At 44.7% G+C, this 18,881-nt stretch carries 15 protein-coding genes; 8 read left to right on the top strand and 7 right to left on the bottom strand.

Going from position 1 to position 18,881, the window contains the following annotated elements; all coding sequences use genetic code 11:
- Positions 1-589: 589 nt before the first annotated feature.
- From FEM55_RS03185 to FEM55_RS03170, 4 genes are all read right to left on the bottom strand, one after another.
- Positions 590-859 carry a UBP-type zinc finger domain-containing protein gene (locus tag FEM55_RS03185; protein ID WP_138279855.1) on the bottom strand — a complete coding sequence of 90 codons (270 nt, stop codon included), beginning with the start codon at positions 857-859 and terminating at the stop codon, positions 590-592.
- Complete coding sequence (locus FEM55_RS03180) at positions 859-2,520, bottom strand: NAD(P)/FAD-dependent oxidoreductase (protein ID WP_138279854.1); 1,662 nt, start codon at positions 2,518-2,520, stop codon at positions 859-861. Before FEM55_RS03180 ends, FEM55_RS03185 begins: the two co-directional genes overlap by 1 nt.
- Positions 2,521-2,673: 153 nt before the next feature.
- Complete coding sequence (locus tag FEM55_RS03175; protein ID WP_138279853.1) at positions 2,674-4,074, bottom strand: ATP-binding protein; 1,401 nt, start codon at positions 4,072-4,074, stop codon at positions 2,674-2,676.
- 27 nt (positions 4,075-4,101) lie between these two features.
- Positions 4,102-4,458: a hypothetical protein gene (locus FEM55_RS03170; protein ID WP_138279852.1), complete on the bottom strand. Its 357-nt coding sequence runs from the start codon at positions 4,456-4,458 to the stop codon at positions 4,102-4,104.
- A gap of 297 nt (positions 4,459-4,755) precedes the next feature.
- Between FEM55_RS03170 and ligD the strand changes: the two genes are divergently transcribed.
- Positions 4,756-7,476 carry a DNA ligase D gene (gene ligD, locus FEM55_RS03165; RefSeq protein WP_138279851.1) on the top strand — a complete coding sequence of 907 codons (2,721 nt, stop codon included), beginning with the start codon at positions 4,756-4,758 and terminating at the stop codon, positions 7,474-7,476.
- 134 nt (positions 7,477-7,610) lie between these two features.
- Complete coding sequence (locus tag FEM55_RS03160) at positions 7,611-8,549, top strand: metallophosphoesterase family protein (RefSeq protein ID WP_138279850.1); 939 nt, start codon at positions 7,611-7,613, stop codon at positions 8,547-8,549.
- A gap of 446 nt (positions 8,550-8,995) precedes the next feature.
- Here FEM55_RS03160 and FEM55_RS03155 read toward each other — a convergent pair whose 3' ends face one another.
- Together FEM55_RS03155 and FEM55_RS03150 are read right to left on the bottom strand one after the other, a co-directional pair.
- Positions 8,996-9,283, bottom strand: a complete 288-nt coding sequence (locus tag FEM55_RS03155; protein ID WP_138279849.1) for a hypothetical protein — start codon at positions 9,281-9,283, stop codon at positions 8,996-8,998.
- A 119-nt stretch (positions 9,284-9,402) separates the two neighbouring features.
- Positions 9,403-9,837 carry a hypothetical protein gene (locus tag FEM55_RS03150; protein WP_229209068.1) on the bottom strand — a complete coding sequence of 145 codons (435 nt, stop codon included), beginning with the start codon at positions 9,835-9,837 and terminating at the stop codon, positions 9,403-9,405.
- Positions 9,838-10,049: 212 nt separating this feature from the next.
- Between FEM55_RS03150 and FEM55_RS03145 the strand changes: the two genes are divergently transcribed.
- The 5 genes from FEM55_RS03145 (at position 10,050) to FEM55_RS03125 (ending at position 14,466) form a co-directional block, all read left to right on the top strand.
- Positions 10,050-11,087: a sensor histidine kinase gene (locus FEM55_RS03145; protein ID WP_138279848.1), complete on the top strand. Its 1,038-nt coding sequence runs from the start codon at positions 10,050-10,052 to the stop codon at positions 11,085-11,087.
- Positions 11,088-12,164, top strand: coding sequence for a sensor histidine kinase (locus FEM55_RS03140; protein ID WP_138279847.1), 1,077 nt, complete (start codon positions 11,088-11,090; stop codon positions 12,162-12,164).
- On the top strand, positions 12,161-12,961 hold the full coding sequence (locus FEM55_RS03135; protein ID WP_138279846.1) for a LytR/AlgR family response regulator transcription factor: 801 nt from the start codon (positions 12,161-12,163) through the stop codon (positions 12,959-12,961). Before FEM55_RS03140 ends, FEM55_RS03135 begins: the two co-directional genes overlap by 4 nt.
- 75 nt (positions 12,962-13,036) lie before the next feature.
- Complete coding sequence (locus FEM55_RS03130; protein WP_138279845.1) at positions 13,037-13,870, top strand: metallophosphoesterase family protein; 834 nt, start codon at positions 13,037-13,039, stop codon at positions 13,868-13,870.
- Positions 13,870-14,466 (top strand): hypothetical protein, encoded by a 597-nt coding sequence (locus FEM55_RS03125; RefSeq protein ID WP_229209067.1) that lies wholly within the window; start codon positions 13,870-13,872, stop codon positions 14,464-14,466. The genes FEM55_RS03130 and FEM55_RS03125 overlap by 1 nt, the downstream gene beginning before the upstream one ends.
- Here the strand turns inward: FEM55_RS03125 and FEM55_RS03120 are convergent.
- Positions 14,463-16,085 carry a PAS domain-containing protein gene (locus FEM55_RS03120; RefSeq protein WP_138279844.1) on the bottom strand — a complete coding sequence of 541 codons (1,623 nt, stop codon included), beginning with the start codon at positions 16,083-16,085 and terminating at the stop codon, positions 14,463-14,465. The genes FEM55_RS03125 and FEM55_RS03120 overlap by 4 nt on opposite strands.
- Positions 16,086-16,619: 534 nt before the next feature.
- On the opposite strand from FEM55_RS03120, the gene FEM55_RS03115 reads away from it, so the two are divergent.
- Positions 16,620-18,785, top strand: a complete 2,166-nt coding sequence (locus FEM55_RS03115; RefSeq protein WP_138279843.1) for a Kelch repeat-containing protein — start codon at positions 16,620-16,622, stop codon at positions 18,783-18,785.
- The last annotated feature ends 96 nt before the right edge of the window (positions 18,786-18,881 follow it).

Here is an 18,881-nt window from a genome sequence, read left to right as displayed (position 1 = left end):
GCAACTTTTGTTCTCATGGCTACTTTGCAGCACGATCCTGTGTTTGGTATTCGTGGTTTCTGCTGCTTTCCGGATGACAGAAGGAAGGTAACATACGATTCAGGATATAAACATTCCGCTATGCTTTGGTTTAGGGAAGCAGGAAATTGCATTACTGATGGAGCTCATGAAAATGCTGAATTTTGCAACTTTCCACAACCAACTTTGTAACAACAACTTGGTTTTGCATTTGTAAAGGGAGAATCTGCATTGTGTAAAAATCAGATAACTAATTAACAAAAAGTAATTTTAATCAGGAAAATAAATTTTAACACTGTTAGAAATTAATTATTATTAAAATTTTTAAAGATAAAATATAAATTTGAAAAGCATTTATATTAGTGATTTGCCTTCTTGGTATCCTTACTTTTTGATGTTCAGATATTTGGCATATATATGTATGCTCTACTTATAACAGCAATAATCATTATATTTCATTCATGCTCATTTTGTAGATACAGGTGTATAACCACAAAGCGTCCAATTCGGGATAAATACCTGATTGTACTTAATCCTGAAATGAACGCTTAATCAAAATTCCAATAAGCACTTATTCGTATGCCGCAAAGGATTCATCTTGGTAACACCAGAGCCACTTTTCTCCCGGCTCGGCGGAGATGACAACCGGATGTCCGGAATGATGAAAATGCCTGGTCATATGTTTGGATGGCGAACTGTCGCAGCATAACGTGGTGCCGCAAGTCTGACAGGTTCGCAGATGTACCCAGGTTCCATTCGTTTTCATGCATTCTTCACAGACAAGTTCCGCGGGCAATTTGATTACTCCAATTTCATTGATATGCTGACAGATTTCTTTCATTATACTTCGCTTAAATATTGATGTACAAAACTGATTGCCATGGAACCTTCGCCAACTGCGGAAGTTACGCGGTTCATAGCTCCGGCCCTTACGTCGCCTGCTGCAAAAATTCCCGGTGAACTTGTTTCCAGTAAATAGGGATCGCGCTCCGCTTTCCAGATCTGCTTGAAATCTTTGTAACTTTTCATTTCTCTGCCGGTCTCAATAAATCCTTTGCTGTTCTTGATGATTTCCAGCCCAACCCAGTCTGTAAACGGTTTGGCTCCGATGAATATGAATAAGGCATCTGCCGGCACTAATTTTTCCTCCGACGTATTCAGGTCTATAAGCCGGAGCGATTCCAGATGTTCGTCGCCCAATGCTTCCAGAATTTCGGTACAGCCCAGTACCGTAATATTTTCCGTACCCCGGATCTGATCAATCAGATAGGATGACATGGAAGAAGTAAGGTCCTGCTTTCTGACCAGCACAAATACGTTGCGGGCAAATTTGGCCAGGTACATGGCCGCCTGGCCCGCAGAATTACCGCCGCCCAGCACATACGCATCTTTGTTGCCGCAAGAACTTGCCTCTGTGCTTGCAGCTCCGTAATAAATACCTTTTCCGGTAAATTCTTCAATCCCTTTGGTTTCCAGCTTCCGGTAATCCACTCCAGTGGTAATTACTACGGCTTTCGCATTGATTTCACTTCCGTCGCCTAATAGCAGCGTTTTGTATTTTCCTTTCAGTTGGATTTCCTTGACGGACTGCGGGGAAAGAAATTCTGTCCCGAACCTTGTTGCCTGCGTAATGGCACGGCGCGTCAGGTCCGCACCGCTTAGTCCGGATGGAAAGCCGAGGTAATTTTCGATTCTTGAACTTGTGCCGGCTTGTCCGCCCGGTGCCTTGCGTTCAATCAGCAACGTACTCAAACCTTCCGAAGCACCATATACGGAAGCGGCCAGTCCGGCCGGCCCTGCTCCGATGATAATGACATCATATATCTGCTGCTTGGTCTTGGCGTTCAGTCCGATGTGCGAGGCCAGATCAATCAAGGTAGGCGTTTTCAGTAAAGTACCGTCTTCGAGGATCACAACTGGAAAATCAATCGGGCAAAGATTATTTGTTCTGGTAATCTGTTTTCCCTGTTCGCTGGAAGCGGCGTCGTGCCAGGAATAAGGAATCAGGTTACCGGCAAGAAAGTCCTTGATATCATGCGATTTGGGCGAAAACTGATAACCGATCACTTTTATTCCCTTGAATTCAGGACGGTAACTTCCCTGCCAGTCGTGCAGCAACTCATCAATAGCGGGATACAGCTTTTCTTCCGGCGGATCCCACGGCTTCATCAGATAATAATCCAGCTGAACGTCGTTAATGGCTTTAATGGCCGCATCGGTATCCGAATATGCAGTCAGCAGAACCCTTTTTGCAAACGGAAACATTACCATGGCTTTTTCGAGAAAATCAACGCCCTGCATTTCCGGCATGCGCTGATCCGAAATAAAAATGGCCACTTCCTCTCCTTTATTCTGAAGATCAAGCAAACTCTCCATGGCTTCACGGACTGAAGTTGTGCTCAAAACCCTGTAATCCTGTCTGTAATGCGATTTCAGATCGCGGCTGATTGCTCTTAAAACCTGCGCGTCATCATCAATAGAAAAAATAATGGGCAAACCCATAGCTTGAAACCTTTATGTTTGAATAAGTAATTACTTAAAATTAGCTGAGAAAATCAGTTTTTACAATCCGCATTGAATAACCAGCTCCTTCTCCGGACAGCCCAAACCTAAGCGCCAACAGCTAACCGCTAAAAGCTAACAACCGCTCATAAATTAACCATTAATCGGAAAACAAACCAGAAATTCCGTTTTTCCCGGACTGGAATGAAGCGTCACGGAGCCACTATGCTGCCTGACAATACGCATGACGACATCCAGTCCGAGTCCCGTTCCTTTCCCGATCGGTTTGGTTGTAAAAAAAGGATCAAAAATCCTGCTGCGGATTTCCGGCGGAATGCCCGGGCCATTGTCACAAATGGTAACACGGATGTATTCCTTATCCAGGCAGGTTGAAATTCTTAATTCCGGATCAGGCTGACCGTCCAGCGCATCAATGGCGTTGTCAATCAGATTTGTCCAGACTTGGTTCAGCTCGCCGACCATTGCTTTTAGTTGCGGAAGATTGTGGTCAAAATCTTCGATCACCTTTACCTTGGCATGTTTGAGCTTGTAGTTCAGCATGATCAGCGTATTGCGGAGTCCGATGTGAATATCTGTAAAGTCCTTTTCACCGCCGCGGTCCATATGCGTAAAAGATTTGACCGAACCGATCAGATCAGCAATTCTTCCGGAAGCTTCCTGAATATCAGCCACCATTCTTTCGGTTGTAAGATTGGTATTGATCCAGGTCAGTACCGGTGAAAGATCTTCCTTTTTGATGCGGCTCTGCATTTCTTCCAGAACGTCCATCGTGATCCCGAACTCGACAAAATTTTCGGCCATATCCATGACATCGTCAATCTGATTGTCATCCAGCCATTCCAGTAGTTCATCTTCCTGTTCCGAACGCTGCATCATTGTAAGCACAGGCCTCGACTTGTTTGCAAGCACTGCAAACAGTTTTTCATTAATCGCGTCAATTTCTTCCGGAGCCATCTGAACGGAAATCAGCTTTTTAAATGCATCCGGCTGAAGCTGAAGATGTTTTTTAAGGGAAAGCGAACCGCGTATAATGGCGGCTGCCGGATTGTTGAGTTCATGCGCAAGCCCGGCAGACAACTTGCCCAGCGCCATGATTTTTTCATTTTGCTGTTCCAGTTCGGTAAACTCCCTTACGCGCGTAGTCATTACAATGACGAGTGCCTGTGTCAGTTCATAATGTGAAACGATCAGCTCTCTCATTTTTTCCAGCGGGAACGACATCAGCTGCGAAGCGTCCACGCACTGGAGATAGGCAAAAGCATTTTTGGCTCTTGAAAAAGGCAGCATACCCGTAATGCTTCCCGGCATCAGTTCCGCGACAAATATCCGAGAGTGATTCTGAAGCCTGTAGATTTCGATTCTTCCGCTGATCAGGATATGCGTGGCATTCAGCAGATCACCGGGCTGCGCCAGAAATGCATTTTCCGCAAGTTCATAATGACTGCTCTGACGGATCATCCATTCCAGCTGATCCTCCGGAACATGGTGAAAAGCTTCGATCTGCTTCAGATCGGCTGCATGAATTTCTTTCATGACGAATGTGATTATGCACGGGTCCGTTCAGATTTGTGCAGTAACGATCCTGTTGTAAATTTTATACTCCGGAAGGCCATGAATGTGTTCCGCAAGGCTGATTTCCACCCAAGCGCGGTTACTCTGATGCACAAATACGCCGTTGCATGCGGGAAAAAGCCGTTGAAGCATGTTCATGGAATCCGTATCCATGTTGATTTCTTCATGGCCCAGTTCGCTGGAATGGTAATACCCCGTACACAAGCCTAACGAAGTTTCAAATTCTATTTTTACAAGACTGCCGGAAACCTCCTGCTGTGCAACTTCCACAACAATTTCTTCCCTCAGGTCTTCTGCGGTTCCCAACGTTTCTTCCTGTTCGCCTAAAATGTCTATAACGCTCATGTGTAAATGCTGTAAAGTGAATTGCTGATCCATATGTCTATTGCCAAAAACCCGTTCCTTCCAAGCCATAAAACCGGAAAAACACAGATCAGCACCGGTACAATTATTTTAGTCAACCGGTTACCAAAATGCATTTCTATCCTTGTTCAGGTTGATCGGAACCGGATTTCAATCAGGCTGTTTTCCTGAAAAACGGTTACAATAAAGGCATTTTAAAGATCAAATAACAGCTTACATGTCCATGCTGAAGATGATTTTTACCTAAATGTTTGCTTTACATAATGAAATGAAAAGATTATGAGTCTGGACAAATACAATGAAAAACGCTCCTTTGCACATACACCCGAACCCAAAGGCGGAAATGCAGCTTCGGATCAACTGCAATTTGTTATTCAGAAGCACGATGCTTCCAGACTGCATTATGATTTCAGGCTGGAAATGGACGGCGTGCTCAAAAGCTGGGCCGTTCCCAAAGGACCTTCCACAGACCCTTCCGTAAAAAGGCTGGCCATGATGGTCGAGGATCACCCGTACGACTACAAGGATTTCGAAGGGATAATACCCGAAGGAAATTACGGTTCGGGAACAGTAATGGTTTGGGACAATGGTACGTATGAACCGTTGGAAACGGCAGATACCAAAGAAGAACAGATCCGGATTCTGCTTCGGGAACTGGAATCGGGTTCGCTGAAATTCCGGCTGAACGGCCAAAAGCTGAAAGGAGAATTTGCACTGGTCAAAACCCGCGGAATGGGTGGAAATGCCTGGCTGCTGATCAAACACCGCGATGCATTTGCTTCCGAATCGGACATTACGGAAAATGACAAATCGGTCATTTCGGATGAAACGATTGAAACCATAAAGAAAGCAAGTAAGAATATATATGGATCGGACTTGCCGGAAAACGCACCGGACGGACCGGAAAGGGCAGTGAGAAAATGGTCGAAGAACAGCAGTGACGAATCAGAGAATCAGGCTGAAAACCGGAATGGCAAAGCCAGAATCCATTCTGATATTTCGGATAAAAGCGGCAAATCAGAACCTTTTCCTGAAACGCTGGACCCGATGCTTGCCACGCTTGTGGACGAGCCTTTTGACGATCCGGGCTGGGAATATGAAGTGAAATGGGACGGTTACCGCGCCGTGGCGTTCCTGAACGAAGGCAAAGTAGAACTTCAGTCCAGAAACCGTATTTCTTACAACCAAAAATTTTACCCAGTTTACCAAAAGCTGGCCGATATGAAGCTGAATGCAGTTCTGGACGGTGAAATCGTGGTGATCAACGACAAGGGCCATTCCGATTTCAACGCATTGCAAAACTGGCACACCGAGGAAAACGGAACATTGGTTTACTATGTTTTTGATATTCTTTGGCTGGATGGAAAAGGGCTTTTAAATCTGCCGCTGTCTGAAAGAAAAGCTATTTTACAAACCATCATACCGCAGGAAGGCGTGGTCAGAACGGGTTACAGCATTGTTGCTGACGGAAAGGAGTTTTTCAAAGCCGCAGCAGAAATGGGGCTTGAAGGGATTATGGCCAAGAAATCGGACAGCAAATATTTTCCGGGGACCCGTACCAATGAATGGCTCAAGATAAAAATCCATAAAAGGCAGGAGGTCATAATCGTGGGTTATACCAGGAATGCCGGAACGCCAAGACTGTTCAGCGCATTGCTGCTCGGCGTTTACGAAAACGGCTTTCTCAAATATGTCGGAAAAGTCGGAACGGGCTTTAATATGGAACAGCAAAGGCAAATGCTGGAAACTTTCAAACCTTATATAACGCAGAAAAATCCGTTCAAAGATTCACCTGAATACAACAAACCTTCCCGGTTGAAAACCAATCCGGCCAAACTGAATGCAACGTGGCTGAAACCTGAACTGATTTGCGAAGTCAGTTTTACAGAAGTCACGGCCGACGGCATTTTCCGGCATCCGTCGTTTGAAGGGATGCGGGAAGATAAAAAAGCAACTGAAGTAGTGAAAGAAGTGGAACTTCCAACGGAAAAAATCCTGAACGAAGCAGCAGAAGAGCATATGGAAAATCAGCCAGCAGAAAAGGCGGATGGGAAAAAAAGCAAATCATTCCTGAATGCCGAAGATGAAACACAGATCAAAAAATTAAATGGCAGCGAGGTGAAATTCACCAATCTCAGCAAGTTTTACTGGGAAAAAGAAAAGATAACGAAACGGGATCTGATCCAGTATTACCATGAAGTTGCGCCTTATATTCTGCCTTATCTGAAAAACAGGCCGCTTTCCCTGTATCGCTTTCCGAATGGCATTACGGAAAAAGGGTTTTACCAGAAAGATGTTACCGGTAAAGTGCCGGACTGGATCAGGACTTTCCCCTACAAAGCAGAAGGTGATGACGAGCAGAAGAATTTCATGCTCTGCAATGATGAAGCCAGCCTGCTTTATGCGGCCAATCTGGGCTGCATTGACATGCACCCCTGGAACAGTCGGACTGAACAGCCGGATTATCCCGACTGGTGCCTGCTGGATCTCGATCCTGACCCATCCAATACTTTTAATCAGGTCATTACAACGGCACAAACCATCAAACAACTGCTGGATTCGCTTCATGTTCCGAGCTTCTGCAAAACTTCCGGTTCTACAGGAATCCATGTTTACATTCCGCTAGATGCAAAATATAATTATGATCAGTGCCAGTTGTTTGCACAATGGATTGCCAGTCGGATGCAGCAGGAACTTCCGGATTTTACCAGCATCGAACGTATGACCAAAGACCGGAAAGGAAAAATATACATTGACTATATGCAGAATCGCCCGCAAGCCACGCTTGCGGCACCCTATTCTGTCCGTCCCAAACCGGGCGCAACCGTTTCCATGCCGTTGCACTGGGATGAAGTAAAAAAAGGTCTGAAGCTTCAGAACTTTACGATCTTCAACGCTATGGAACGGATTAAAAACGAAGGTGACCTGTTTAAACCCGTTCTTGACAAAGGCATTAACCTCGAGCAAATCATCAGCAAAATTGAGCAGCCGGAAAACTGATTGCGAATCCTGACTATGCTGTTTTTGAAAGTGTCCGGATAACGGTTAGATTTTATTTCGTTTACTCAACGCTAAGTTGCTGATTTCAGGCACTGTTCTTTGTAGATTCCAATCAGTTAACTCCATTCAATGTTATGCAAAGAAGAAGTCTGTTGAAAAATATGGGTTTGCTGGCGGGCGGAATTTCACTTCCGGATATAGCAAATGATGTGATTAAAAAAGCACCGGCCAGAGTTTTGCGGATTGCTCACATCACGGACATACACGTTCAGCCTCAGCTTTGGGCAGCCAACGGCATGGCAAAGTGTCTTCATCATATTCAGAATTTGTCCATAAAGCCCGACCTGATTATCAACGGCGGCGACTCTATCATGGGAGCAGGCGGCAGCACGCAATCCAAACTGGCCACGCAATGGAAGCTTTTTCATCAGGTGATGAAAGACGATAATTCACTGCCGTTTTACTCTGTCATCGGAAATCACGATATATGGAGCAACAGGGAACAAGGCGCCGTTTTCGAAGACGGAAAAAAATGGGCTATGGATGAATTTGAATTACAAAAGCCCTATTACAGCTTGGACAAAAACGGCTGGCACCTGATTTTTCTGGACAGCATTCATGTCCGGGACGAAGGATTCACTTATTATGCAAAGCTGGATGAGGAACAAATGGAATGGCTGAAAAAAGATCTGAACCAAACTTCACCGCAAACACCGGTAATGGTTATTTCACATATTCCGATTCTTTGCGCAAGTGTATTTGTGCGGGACAAAAACATGCAAAATGACAGCTGGCTCATTTCCGGAAGCTGGATGCATACCGATGTTTCGGATATTATCGGAATTTTCAACAAACATGATAATGTTAAACTGGCCATCAGCGGACATACGCATGTGTTGGACCGTGTGGATTATAACCAAGTAAGTTACTGCTGCAACGGAGCAGTATGCGGCAACTACTGGTTTGGGAAAGTACAGGAAACAAGAGCGGGTTATGCCGTTATTGATCTTTTTGACGATGGTTCTTTTACAAACCAGTACGTCAATTATCGGGTAAAAAACAGAGACATTTAATATCGAGGTACAAGTTTCGGGTTCGCTTTACCGATCGTTAACTGAATTCTGCCTCTCGATCATCTGCTTTGGTGATGTACTGTTTAAATAGTTTGTTTGCATCCAATCCAAGCTTCCGATCTAATAAAAGCTATACACACATTTATTTACACTATACACACTGCTATTACTGATTACGTTAAAATCCGGATAATCAAATCCGGATTTTTCATTTACTACAACTCCGGAAATTAACACATATATATTTAAAGTATTGTACTTGATATAATATTGATCTTTAAAACCATTCAATATTATAAACTGTAAAATATGTATCTTTCATTTATAACTTATAAAAAGTATTTGCCAACACGAATATATTCGAAATCCTGATTTCCGGAAAACCTTGAGAAACAAAAAAACCGCCATAAAGCGGTTTAGTACAATTTTTAAACATCTTCAGACATTTACTTGGACTTGTTTACAAATTTGTTGAAACGGCTTTCCTTGCCATCGCTGGTTTCTTCCTGGTACAAAAATTCCAGTCCGCTTTCGTCGAACTTCTCAAAAAACTCTTCCCAGCTGATTGGTTCCAGCGAATCGCCGCCACTGTAACCCGGGAAATCAATTCTTAATATTCCGGCATGCTCGTCGCTGTCGCCTGTTCCCTTAACTGTGACCGGCTTTCCTCCTCTTTTCTCCACCCAGGCACGGATTTCATCATGATTCGTTGTACTGTTGCTTTTAGTTGCCATGATTGATGTTTTTGGTTTTTTAACTTAGCTGTTTAAAAAAGTATGCCTTGTAAAAGATCCTCCGCGAAGCACTTGCAGCTACTCTCGGCGGATATGATTTTTAGCAAACATCGGATTTATTATGGTCTTACAGTCAATTTAGACTCATCGCTTGCGATTTTATCACGCAAAGAATTAATGTCTTTTCTGAGTTCATCCAGGTCATCCGACGCTTTCCGGGCTCTTTTTGCATCACGTTGCGCCGAACTGGCACTTTTACTGGCTCTGCGCGCCAGTTTTTTATCCTGCGGATCATCACCCAGTTTTTCGGCCATTCTTTTATTTTCGTCCGCAGATTTCTGAGCGTTATCGGCTGCTTTTTCCGCATCTCTGGTCTTCTTTTCCAGCTCGTTTTCAAGCTTGGCGAGTTCCAGTTTGCGGTCATTCAGTTTTTTGTTGGCTTCAATCTGTTCCTTTTCAGCTTTAAGCGTATTAATGGAATCCTTAGATACGACCTGTGCCGACAGTGACATGGTTATCAGCATCATTCCCAGCGTGCCTAAAATCCTGTTCATTTTCATCATTTTATTAGTTAGTTAAATGCATAATTCCGGGATTGCAATAACCATGCCCGCAAAAACAGGTAGTACAAACCTGGTCAGATTGTGGTATAAAACCGTTTGACGTACAAAATTTACAATTGGGAAGTAAATATTAACATTTGAACAATCTGTAATTTAACGCTATGCAAATGCTTTCCTAATTTTACAAATGCTGGCCGAACTATATGATGAACACCCGGTTTTCCATACTTTTTTTTGTATTTCTCTGGCTCGTTCCGTTAACAGGTTATCTGACCTGGGGGCAAATCTATTTTTCGGACTGGCGGATTTCATTGACCGGAAGCATTTTAAACCTGATTATTTACCTGACAACTTACCGTATCAACCACCTGATAGCCGGCTTCATTGCCAGGCTTTACCCCGATATCGGACAATCCGTTTACCGCGTCTTGCTATGGTTTGTACTTTATTCCGGCGTAACGATTACCATGCTTTACCTGGTGATCACCCTTTATGACCAGTTCGGCCTGTTTGGTTTTTCCCTCAAAAGAGATCATGTATTATGGACCGTTTTTGTTATTCTCGGTGCTTCGCTTGCGGGTGCGGGTTTATCCGAACTTACCTATACCTTCAAGCAATGGAAAACCAACCAGCTCGAACTGCAGCAAATGGAACAAAAGCAGATCCAGACCGAACTGGAAGTTGTAAAACAGCAGGTTAATCCGCATTTCCTGTTCAATTGCCTGAATTCATTGTCTATTCTGATTTCCGAAGCGCCATCCACCGCCGAGAAATTCGTGGATGAAATGTCGAAAGTATACCGGTACCTGCTGAATGTAAATGCCGCTGAACTTGAAACCAATCTCGTGACGCTTGAAAGCGAAATCCGCTTTATTCAATCCTATATTTACCTGCTTAAAACGAGGTATGAAGACGGAATCGATGTCAAAATTGACGTGGCGGACATTTACCTCAGCGGGCAAATGGGGCCGCTGACTTTGCAGACACTGCTGGACAATGCCGTCCGGCACAACATTGTTTCTCCCGGCCAGCCGCTGCACATCGTCATCCGGACGACTGCAACCGGGCAGCTGGAAGTAAAAAACAATCTTCAGAAACGGAAAGTAAGAATGCCATTCAGCACGTCCGGACTGGCAGCGCTAGTAACACGCTATAAAATATTGTTTAATCAGGCAGGCACCATTCAGATAAAAGAAGATGAAACTGGGTTTGCGGTCGTTCTGCCTTTGATCTATACCTAAATGCCGTCAATCGAATTCCATTCCATCGGACGCCTGATCTGGCTGAGCCTGTTTGGCCGCTGGATGTTTGCGCTGCTTGTTCCGTGGTTTGTGCCCACCATTACTTATCTGCTGATCGGAGATCCGTATCTGGCCAGTGTCGGCAACTTTATCAATGGTACCCTGCTGATTCTGCTGCTTACCATTCTTGCATTTATCCCGCATGACTGGGCCGCGCAATATATTGCAGGAAGATATCCTGCACTTCAATCCACATTCAAGCGAGCAACTTTTACGGCGCTCGCATTTTTCCTGCTAACGGGTACTTATATTACGGTTTACGCCTTTGCGATTATCCGGTACAAGCCTTTGAATGCGCAGCTTACGATGGACAAAATGGTCTATGTTTATTCATTCGAATTTGTGGCCGTGCTGCTGCTGACCGGATTGTACGAGGTAAATTACTCGCTGGGCAAATGGAAAGAAATCAAAATGAACAAAGAAGCGATTAAAAAAGCAGGTCTGCAGGGACAATTGCAAAGCCTGAAAAGCCAAGTTAATCCGCACTTTCTTTTCAACAGCCTGAACACGCTTTCCGCCTTGATTATGGATGAACCGCAACGTGCGGAACAATTTGTGGATGAAATGGCGAAAGTTTACCGGTATCTTTTACAAACCAACCAGCATGAACTCACAACCCTGTCAGCGGAAATCAGATTCATACAATCGTATTATCACCTGCTCAGAACCCGATATGATGAAGGACTGGAAATGGTTATTGATGTCGGCGATTCCCAGCTTTCCATGCTCATTCCTCCGCTGACGCTGCAACTGCTGGTGGAAAATGCCGTAAAGCACAACACCATTCTTGAAAAAAACCCTTTGCTGATTGAAATCCGGTCCGTTGGAAATAATTTGCTGGAGGTGCGGAACAACCTGCTGGAAAAATCAACGCCGGTAAAATCCACCAAACTCGGACTGGCCAATATTCAGGCCAAATATCAGCTTCTTTCCGACAGGCAGCCTGTCATTGAAGTCAGCGCTGATTATTTTACCATTCTGTTACCCTTACTGAACGACAAACCTGAAATCCAATGAATATCCTGATTGTTGAAGACGAGAAACTGGCCGTACGAAAGCTGACCAAACTGCTTGAGGAAACTGCGCCTGAATTTGAGATCAAAGGAAATACGCCAAGCATTGAAGCGACTGTGGAGTGGATCCTGGACAACCGCGCAAAAGGAGAAAGCGAACCCGACCTTATTTTCCTCGACATTGAACTGGCCGACGGGCAAAGTTTTGAAATCTTCAACAGAGTCGATCTACGAAGTACAATCATCTTCACGACTTCCTATGATGAATATGCGCTTCAGGCTTTCAAGGTCAACAGCATCGATTACCTTCTGAAACCAGTCCAGAAAGAAGACCTTCAGCGAAGTCTCCGGAAATACTATGACCTTACCGGCCAGCAGCGCAGCAAGAACACGGAATCATTAACTTCCAATCTGGAAAGCATTCTGAAAAATATCCAGCTGCAGCATCAGCCCGCCACAGAGTACAGAAAACGTTTTCTTGTCAAGCAAGGCCAGCGCATGGTTTCGATTGAGGTCGGTGACATTGCCTACTTTTATATCGAAGACGGCATCAGTTTTTTTAAAAATTTTCAAGGCCAGAAATTCGTCGTGGATTACCGCATGGATGATCTCGAATCGTTCCTTGACCCGGAACATTTTTTCCGTATAAACCGCAGTATCATCATTACGCATCAGTCTGTGGTTCAGATTCAACCATACTACAATAACCGGCTTGCCCTTGTGCTCAATCCGGTCTACGACAAGGAAACGGTGATCAGCAGGGAAAAGTCGAATGAGTTCAAACTATGGATGGGGAAATAGGGTAAAAAGGCCCGTACCGGAATTATAGCCCTGATTTAGGCGTTTGCTACTTATTGCAGAGTAAACCGATAAATCATGTTGGATGTTTCCTATCCCAACCATCTGAAAAAAATTTCCGTATACGCCATTCTCGTTACAGCGATAGCTTCCTTTTCCTGCAACGGAATATTTCAGTATAATCCCAATCAGGTTATTTTCCGCGACAACGAAAAAAACCTGACTGCCAAAAATATCGAAAGCATTCGTTCAATTCCTCCGGAAGATACCGTCCGTTTTATTCTGATGGGCGATACACAGCGCTGGTACGATGAAGCGGAATATTTCGTAAAAAGCGCCAACAGCCAGAAGAATATTTCCTTTGTACTTCATGCCGGCGATATTTCCGATTTTGGTTTATCGCAGGAATTCAAATGGGTAAACGAGATCATGTCCGGGCTTAAATATCCTTATTTAACGGTCATCGGCAATCATGATATTGTGGCAAACGGATCGGCTTCCTACCGTAAAATGTTCGGAGCGCTGAACTACTCGTTCGAATACGGCAACAACAAGTTCATTTTTATCAACACCAATTCCCGGGAATATGCCTTTGACGGCAGCATTCCCGACCTCAACTGGCTTCGCGCGGAGCTGCGGAACAATCCGGAAAATAAAAACGCGATCGTTGTTGCACACGTACCGCCATTTGACGGTGATTTTGACCGAAATCTGGAACTTTCATATTCCCGCATGCTGGCTGAAGATCCCAATGTAAAATTTTCCTTGTACGGTCATCAGCATTCATTCCGGAATGAAGAATATTATAAGGACGGCGTGCAGTATATATTGTCAACGGCCATGGTCAAACGGGGTTATTTCGTGATTACAACATGGAACGGCGGCTACAAAGCGGAACAAATAGAATATTGATGAAGATGAAAAACCTGCTTACGGCAACCTTTTTACTGTTTTTTACAACGGCCTTCGCACAAGATGAACAAGCCGGATTGAATAAATGGTACGTACCGGACCACGTAAAATTACAGTTTGCCGGAAACATCGGTTTTCTATCCGCCGGGCCCGGCTATATCTCCCGAAACAAGACCCTGGAAACCGATCTGCTTTTCGGCTTTCTGCCACAGAAATACGGCGGCGACGCGCTGGTGACCATTACTGCAAAAACCACGTATTCACCGTGGCGCATTCCGTTGAAAAATACGCTGAATCTCGTTCCCTTTTCCCTAGGATTTTACCTCAATTATACATTCGGGCCGCAATTTGATACCAAATGGCCGTCGTATTATCCGAAAGGATATTACTGGTGGGCAACCTCATTCCGTCCCGGTGCCTATATCGGCGGAAAGGTAGGCCGGGACATTTACTTCTACAACAAAAAGAAAAAAGCTGAACTGTACTATGAACTCGGAACGTACGATTTGCTGCTGATCAGTTATGTACAAAACCCGAAATACCTGAAACCCCGGGATATTGTTAATCTGGCATTCGGACTGAAAATTGAACTCTAGCCTGACATGGTTTTGTCTGAAATGTTGCGGATGATATCATCCAGCGAGTAAGCGGATTCTAGTAAATAATCCATCAACTCATTCCTTTCCGATTCAGAATTTTCGTAATTCCTGATCAGGTCCACAAGTGCGATCAGCCGGGCCAGTGGCGCCCGGATCACATGCGACTGCATCCAGGCAATTTCCTGAAATTTCTTGTTTTTCTCTTCAATGGCTTCAATATACGATAGCCTTTCCGTGACATCGCGCAAGATCCCGATCATGCGATAGGCAGTGCCATTTGGCTTTCTTAAAATATATCCGTTTTCTTGTATGCAGGCATAGCTGCCATTGGCTTTTCTGAACCGGTAATCGCTGATCCAGTTGCTCTGGCATTTGTCGCCCAGTGTAGTTTCAAGTCCTTCCTTAATTTTTCTCCGGTCTGCGGGATGAATATGCATTGCCCAATCTTCAAGCGAAAACTTTTCATCGTTCATTTCAAAACCAAACATTTTATAATAGCCGTGTCCCCATTCGATATGGTTGGAAATAATATCCCAGTCATAAATGGCATCGTTTGTGGCACGACTGATGAGCTCATACTTTTCATTGCTCTTGGTGAGTGCTTTTACAAGGCTTTTCAGCTTGGTTTTACTGGCAAGAATAATTTCAGAACTCTGCCTGTTTTCCAGAATGACGTTCAGAATGGTTATAGCACGTTCAATTCCCCGGATCTCGTCTTCGTCCGGTACTTTAATGCGATCGTAATAAACAGCGAATGTACCGATTACATGATCTTCGGAATCAATAATCGGAGTGGACCAGCAAGCGAGGAGTTTGTACCTTAATGCCATTTCCCTGTACTCGGCCCAGAGCGGGTCCGTCGAAATATCGCTGACAATAATCCGTTTTTTAAGGTAGGCGGCACTTCCGCAGCTGGCCACGTTCTTTCTGATCGGCAGGTTATTGATCGCACCAATATAATCCGGATGCAGGGAAGGCGATGAAAGGTTCTGAAGCATATTATCTTTCAACCGCATGACTGAACATTTCATTTGGGGGAAAATCTGCTCAATCCCGAGAATGTATTCCCGTAGGATCTCCGAAAGCGGATTGTATTTGCGTGAACTCTGCTGCAGGATGTTTCTTTCAAGACGTTCCAGATTTTCAAACCTTTTGGTTTCGACTGAATCCAGATAAATACCCCGCAAAAAGTTGAGGTCAGGCGTATGTTCCGGCGTCGGAACCTGGATTCTTGTAACGTCCGTCAGGGAGCGGATGATGTATTCCACTTCATCGTATTCATTAAAAACGGGCATATTGGACGAAATCAGCAGCCTGGCTTCATAATTGCCCGTTCCATTATTTTGAAACTCGTACTTGCAAACCGGTGTCTGATTCGGTTTATGATCTTCCACCAGTTTTTTCAGCAGGTTTTCGCCGGGTGTTTCGTAATACAGATAGTTGGAAAAAGCCTCGAAAAAACCTTTCCCGATGATCGATTCCCTTGTACATTTTACAATATGAAGGTACGCATCATTCACCTCGACAATGGTGAATTTCGGCGAATCGGTGCGTAATACCAGACTGGGCGTCGGCAAAGCTTTAAATATCTGATTAATGTAATTTGTGTCGGCCATAACCACAACCTTCTAAGCACATGAAGCTGAATTGTCATTCATCCTGATAAAGATATACAGTGTGCAGAATCAAAGTTTCGGGAATATTACAGTTTTAAAATCGAATTATACATGCTTTCGTTCACAACCGGATAGTACTAAGACAACAATACCAGACTTTTATACCGGTTAAAAGCAAGAAATTTTTTAATGAAATACAAGGCTGAGTTTTATGCAGACGGGCATGGCTGATGTCGGCTTGTGTACTTTCCCATTCGCTCGCTGCACTTTTTTCAGTGCGTTAATAACCATGCCGGATCACAGGCGTATCTGAAAAACAATTATTTAACGGTTGGCCGGCAAACCCGCTAAACGCAGCGGCATTCTTCTATTTTCCATTAGAAACCAGATTTCAGATGATCCAGCCAGCCCTTTTGGAGGAATATACGCAATGCAGAAAAACATCTACTTGCCAGCTTGTATTTAGACAACTTTCTATATAGATTTCGCTGCAATATTAACTTATAATCAACCTCTTATATCTGAATCGAAACTATGGAACACCTTTACCTTTCCCGATTTTTCTCTCACTCGACATCCTGTTTCCAAAAGCTTTCCTGTAAAGCTTTTTTACTTCTTTTTTTCATCATCACTACTGTTCATGCGCAATGGATCCGGAAGGCCGACGAGCTAAACAAACGTGCAGAAGGCAATAATGTCATTTACCTGAACAAATTTTATGTATTTGGCGGATTCAGCGATAACCCGGTTATAGAAAATAAAAATGAAGTGTATGACCTTGCCACCAACAAATGGAAAGCACTCGCGCCGTTTCCGGCAGGAAAGGAAATTACGCATCAGGGTGTGGTCCTGGTGGATGACAATGTCTGGCACATCGGCGGCAGGTCCGTTGACGCGCACGGGCCGGTCAGCAGTCAGGTTGTTATATACAATATCACAACAGACACCTGGTCGAACGGCCCGGAACTGATTGATCCGGCAACCGGAGAAAAGTTTCCGATCGGCGGCGGCGGATACGGACTGATCGGGCGGACCATTCACGTATTTGGCGGTTTCGGGCCAACGATCTGCGAAGATCAGTCCAGGCTGCACCTGACGCTGGATGTAGACAAATATTTAGCTGATCCTGTTAACACAACCTGGGAAAACAAATCGGCACCCATGCCAATTCCCAGAAATCACCTCAGCTATGTCGTTCTGGGCGGTAAGATATATGCACTCGGCGGCCAGTTCAAGCATGATTGCCTGGCAGTGGATCAGAAATACTGCCATGTTTACGATCCGGTAACCAATACATGGAAAAGACTATCGGACATTCCGGTTCAGCGATCCCATGCCGAAGCATCCACTTTTGCCATCGACGGTAAAATATTTCTGGTTGCGGGGCAAGGCGCAAGCAATCATACGCAAAATACTACTTACCAGTTTTCTCCGCAGTCGAACAATGGTGCAGGCAGCTGGACCAGTTTGTCCGCTTACCAATTGCCCGGCAGTTTTCTGGGGCTGTCATCCAAAGTTGCAGGAAGTTCATTCATTATCACCAATGGAGCACGGGACAATTATGCCAATGAACGCAAGGAAACCTACTCGATTCAGGTAAAACGGAGCGATGCCAGAACACTTGGTTTCTCCGTTCCATGTACGTCACTAACACGGGCTTCGGGAACATCATCGGTATTCCGTAATCTGCTATACTGTCTCGAAGACACTTCTCCGTATCTGGTTACTTCCAATGTTGGCTGGTTGAAAATAACAAAAAACGCATCCGGCAATGTAAACCTGAATGGTACCAATGTGGAGGTCAGCATCAGCACGCTCGGACTCGCAGCCGGCAACTACACCGGTACCATCAAAGCCACGGTACTTTCCACCGGTTCAACGGCAACATTCTGCGTTAATTTGCAAGTAACTTCCGGATCATCCGGGTCACTGATAACGGATATTCATACCAGTTCTTCCGGCAATTACGAACAATCCATTCTGAAAGTCAATGGTTTGTATTACAGCGACCGTACCTATGTGATCACTTCCGCGCCCGAGTTTCTGCTGAATGCACCTTTTATCAAAACGCCTAACAATGACAAGAAAAACACCGGCTCAACTGTACTCACCTTCAGTCTGACGCAGAGTGCGACCGTTTATGCAGCCTATGATCCGCGTGCAACCTCGCTGCCTGAATGGCTGCAAGACTGGAAACCGGAGACTCAAAAGCTTGGTACCAATGAACCCGGTATCAGCACCTTATCGCTTTACAGCAAGGATTATCCGGCAGGAAGCGTAACCATCGGCGGAAACCTGCAGAGCCCGGCAACCGGAAGTGCATCGAATTACATCATCATCGTAAAACCCAAAGACGCTGCTTCCAGTCTGAGGACAACCGGTTTACATTCGTTTTGGCCTGAAAGCGGATCTGAAAAGATCCCGGCAGAAAAACAGGCCGGAATGAAACCGTTGCTTTTCCCGAACCCTGCTACAGATCATATCCGGATTGAATTTACGGACAAGCGCAAACAAATTTCCGAAATTCAGCTTATGGAACCGAATGGAAGCATCCAAAGCATTTCAAAATCAAACATCCGGTTTTCAGAACAAGGTTGTAAAATACAACTATCCGGGCTTGATTTGTCACCGGGAATTCACTTTATCGTTATGCATCTTACCAACGGAGAAACTGAAATTGCCAGGATCCTGATGCGCTGAAAAGAGATTTGCTCCTGCCCTGCCCGGCTTTCCAATAGGTGCTCCGCACGGCATTGTGCGGATCGGCAGCAAAGGTTCCATTTTGCCTGCAGTCCT

It is taken from the genome of Dyadobacter sediminis (assembly GCF_005860765.1).
Classification (GTDB): domain Bacteria; phylum Bacteroidota; class Bacteroidia; order Cytophagales; family Spirosomataceae; genus Dyadobacter; species Dyadobacter sediminis.
The sequence above is the reverse complement of the archived record's forward strand: the minus strand, read 5'-3'. Positions and strand labels throughout refer to the sequence as shown.

What these genes read in the sequence shown, in the direction of transcription:
- FEM55_RS03185 (WP_138279855.1), bottom strand. Translation starts at nt 859, where the DNA reads ATGAAAGAAATCTGTCAGCATATCAATGAAATTGGAGTAATCAAATTG.
- FEM55_RS03180 (WP_138279854.1), bottom strand. Translation starts at nt 2,520, where the DNA reads ATGGGTTTGCCCATTATTTTTTCTATTGATGATGACGCGCAGGTTTTA.
- FEM55_RS03175 (WP_138279853.1), bottom strand. Translation starts at nt 4,074, where the DNA reads ATGAAAGAAATTCATGCAGCCGATCTGAAGCAGATCGAAGCTTTTCAC.
- FEM55_RS03170 (WP_138279852.1), bottom strand. Translation starts at nt 4,458, where the DNA reads ATGAGCGTTATAGACATTTTAGGCGAACAGGAAGAAACGTTGGGAACC.
- ligD (WP_138279851.1), top strand. Translation starts at nt 4,756, where the DNA reads ATGAGTCTGGACAAATACAATGAAAAACGCTCCTTTGCACATACACCC.
- FEM55_RS03160 (WP_138279850.1), top strand. Translation starts at nt 7,611, where the DNA reads ATGCAAAGAAGAAGTCTGTTGAAAAATATGGGTTTGCTGGCGGGCGGA.
- FEM55_RS03155 (WP_138279849.1), bottom strand. Translation starts at nt 9,283, where the DNA reads ATGGCAACTAAAAGCAACAGTACAACGAATCATGATGAAATCCGTGCC.
- FEM55_RS03150 (WP_229209068.1), bottom strand. Translation starts at nt 9,837, where the DNA reads ATGAACAGGATTTTAGGCACGCTGGGAATGATGCTGATAACCATGTCA.
- FEM55_RS03145 (WP_138279848.1), top strand. Translation starts at nt 10,050, where the DNA reads ATGATGAACACCCGGTTTTCCATACTTTTTTTTGTATTTCTCTGGCTC.
- FEM55_RS03140 (WP_138279847.1), top strand. Translation starts at nt 11,088, where the DNA reads ATGCCGTCAATCGAATTCCATTCCATCGGACGCCTGATCTGGCTGAGC.
- FEM55_RS03135 (WP_138279846.1), top strand. Translation starts at nt 12,161, where the DNA reads ATGAATATCCTGATTGTTGAAGACGAGAAACTGGCCGTACGAAAGCTG.
- FEM55_RS03130 (WP_138279845.1), top strand. Translation starts at nt 13,037, where the DNA reads ATGTTGGATGTTTCCTATCCCAACCATCTGAAAAAAATTTCCGTATAC.
- FEM55_RS03125 (WP_229209067.1), top strand. Translation starts at nt 13,870, where the DNA reads ATGAAGATGAAAAACCTGCTTACGGCAACCTTTTTACTGTTTTTTACA.
- FEM55_RS03120 (WP_138279844.1), bottom strand. Translation starts at nt 16,085, where the DNA reads ATGGCCGACACAAATTACATTAATCAGATATTTAAAGCTTTGCCGACG.
- FEM55_RS03115 (WP_138279843.1), top strand. Translation starts at nt 16,620, where the DNA reads ATGGAACACCTTTACCTTTCCCGATTTTTCTCTCACTCGACATCCTGT.